Raw genomic sequence first — 1,916 nt, forward strand, 5'->3', positions numbered from 1 at the left:
TGCGTGGCGGCGGAGGCGGCGTCCGCGGTGCCGCGTCGCAGGGTGACCACCAGATCCTCGTCGACGGGAATGCCGCTGCGCCGCAGGGCCTTGCGGTAGCCGCGCAGTCTGCGGCCGGTGGTGTAGTACGAGGGCGCGACGAGGATCGCGACACGGCGGTGGCCGTGGTCGACGAGGTGCTGTGTCGCCGCCGCTCCCCCGCCCTCGTTGTCGACCACGACGACATCGGCCTCGGCGCCGGTGGCAGGCCGGTCGACGAAGACGATGGGCACGTGGTCGTGGGCGTTGACCTCGTTGAGAAAGGCGTGGTCGCCCTGGTCGGGCACGATGATGAGCCCTGCGACCCGCCGTCCGATGAGTTCGCTCACCGCACGCCGCTCGACGTCCGGGTCCTCGTCGGCGGTGCTGAGAAGCACCGCGTACCCGGCCAGGTTCGCCACCTCGACGGCCGCCTTCGCCAGGGAAGCGTAGAAGGGGTTGGTCAGATCACCGAGCAGCAGCCCGACGGTCATGGAGTTCTGCCCGGGGCGGAGCGACCGCGCGATCTCGTTCCGCTGGTACCCGGTGGCGTTGATGGCGGCGACGACCCGGTCGACCGTCTCCTCTCGGACCGTTCCGGTGCCGTTGACGACGCGCGACACGGTCACGACGGCGACTCCGGCCCGCTCTGCGACATCCCGCATCGTCGGCCTGGTGTTCTGGTGTCGCGAGGGACGACTGCTCACGTGAGGCGGAGACCAACTTTCTTCGCCGAGCGGCCGGGTGATCTCCCTCAGAATACGTCTCCGTCGTCTGCACGGCCCGGGCTCCGGCCGTCGCTCTCGACCAGCGCTCGAGGCATCCGCCGAGGAAGTGTTCCGGCGCCGTTTCAGACGCCCTCTGCGCGAGCATCAACGCCCCTGTCCACGACGGAGGTGCTGCGGCGTGAAGAAGTTCTTCAGGCAGGTACGGATGGTGGAGCCGAAAGTCTCCGCGGCTGAACAGGAGTTGTTCGGCGGACCACTGCGCTACGACATGGGATGGGCCGAACACGAGCGGGCCAGGCTCGACTTGACGATGCTTTCGGCTATTCGCTCGATGCCGCGTCTGGTCGGCGNNCGGGACGTCGACCAGCCGGCCTGGCCGGCTGGTCGACGTCCCGTGCCGGTCGTCTGGAGCCGCTGGTGGAGCGGCTCGCGACCACCGAGTACCTGGCGGCGGCCACAGCAGTGGAGCTGGAGGCGATCGAGGATCCCGAGTTCCGGCGGCTGATCGACGTCGCCCAGTACGGTGCCGCCTCCGCACGCCGCATGATCAGCGCCTGCGTCGCGGCGCTGAACGGCACGATCTCCCTGATCGCCACCGCGAGCGTCCTCACGGTCCTGCATCCCACGCTGTTGCCGATGCTGCTCCTCATCGCGGCTCCGCGCGGCTGGGGTGCGATGCGGGTCGCGCAGGAGCGGTACGTATCGGTGATGACCTGGGTGGAGCACGTGCGTGCCAGCCGGCTGATCGGCAATCTCCTCACCGAGCGCAGCGCCGCCCAGGAGGTCCGCATCCATGCGGTGGGCTCGTTCCTGCTGGAGAAGTACCGGGCGATGGCGGAGAGCGCGGAGGAGGAGCAGAGGCGTCTCGCCAATGGGAAGGCGTTCACCGAGCTGGTGGCCGCCGCCCTGTCGGGGCTGGCGATGGCCTGCACGTACGGGGTGATGGTCTGGCTGATCGTGGGCGGCCATATGAGTCTCGCGGTCGCCGGCACCGCGGTGATCGCCGTACGGTCCGGATCGGCGAGCCTGGGCGCACTGGTGATGAACATCAATCAGCTGCACGAGGAGTCGCTCTACGTCCAGGATCACGACCGCTTCCTCGCGGAGGCCGGCCGACGGGCCATCCCCGGGGGCGGGGAGGGACTGCCGGTCCAGGTCGGCCGGGTCGAC

1 protein-coding gene and 1 pseudogene are annotated in these 1,916 nt (G+C 69.6%); one reads left to right on the forward strand and one right to left on the reverse strand.

Going from position 1 to position 1,916, the window contains the following annotated elements; translation table 11 throughout:
• Positions 1-683: LacI family DNA-binding transcriptional regulator (locus J0695_RS34495; protein ID WP_206968717.1), on the reverse strand; the 683-nt coding region annotated here is incomplete at its 3' end.
• Positions 684-951: 268 nt separating this feature from the next.
• On the opposite strand from J0695_RS34495, the pseudogene J0695_RS34500 reads away from it, so the two are divergent.
• Positions 952-1,916: pseudogene (locus J0695_RS34500) on the forward strand (ABC transporter ATP-binding protein); the annotation flags it as partial.

Source organism: Streptomyces beijiangensis, from assembly GCF_017315755.1.
Lineage (GTDB): Bacteria > Actinomycetota > Actinomycetes > Streptomycetales > Streptomycetaceae > Streptomyces > Streptomyces beijiangensis.